The sequence below is a fragment of the Domibacillus sp. 8LH genome (assembly GCF_038806185.1).
In the GTDB taxonomy this organism is placed as follows: Bacteria; Bacillota; Bacilli; order Bacillales; family Domibacillaceae; genus Domibacillus; species Domibacillus indicus_A.
On sequence record NZ_JAVJNG010000364.1, the window covers coordinates 1 to 231 of the forward strand.

Consider the following 231-nt stretch of genomic DNA (forward strand, 5'->3'; position numbering starts at 1 on the left):
GCTTTGCGATTTGCGACAACAACGGTGTTCCAGTAGACTCACCAACAAAGACAATCCGATAAATTTGGTTATGCGCGTCTTGTTTTCTTACTAACTCATATACGGAATCTGGGATTTGATCATGCATCACCGTACTGACAAAGTTATGAGCTGTGGTCGTTTGCGGCTGAGAAAAGACATCAAATACAGAACCAGATTCAACTACTTTCCCATCTTCGATCACAGCAACTT

Annotated in this window: 1 pseudogene; it reads right to left on the reverse strand. The window is 42.0% G+C overall.

Annotation, left to right across the window (positions count from 1 at the left end):
* Positions 1-231: pseudogene (locus tag RG959_RS25030) on the reverse strand (methionine ABC transporter ATP-binding protein); the annotation flags it as partial.